Annotated in this window: 1 protein-coding gene; it reads left to right on the top strand. The window is 42.9% G+C overall.

Annotation, left to right across the window (positions count from 1 at the left end; all coding sequences use genetic code 11):
* On the top strand, window positions 1-219 hold a 219-nt coding region (locus RT99_RS25370; RefSeq protein ID WP_042565637.1), incomplete at both ends, for a hypothetical protein.

Genomic DNA, 219 nt, shown 5'->3' with positions numbered 1-219 from the left:
GATACCCTAAACGGAAATCCGGTTGTTATTGGAACAAATCCTGGCGAAGTAAAACTAACGGGGATCACCGTTCCAACAGGATTAACCTTAAACGTAGACGGAACAGTAACGGTTGCAGCGAATACTGCTGCCGGAAATTATAATGTTGAATACAGCATCTGTGAGATCACCAACCCGACAAACTGTGATTCTGTAATTTCAGTGGTTGTGGTAGGAAAA

Origin of the sequence: Flavobacterium sp. MEB061, from assembly GCF_000834715.1 — a bacterium.
In the GTDB taxonomy this organism is placed as follows: domain Bacteria; phylum Bacteroidota; class Bacteroidia; order Flavobacteriales; family Flavobacteriaceae; genus Flavobacterium; species Flavobacterium pectinovorum.
The sequence above is the reverse complement of the archived record's forward strand: the minus strand, read 5'-3'. Positions and strand labels throughout refer to the sequence as shown.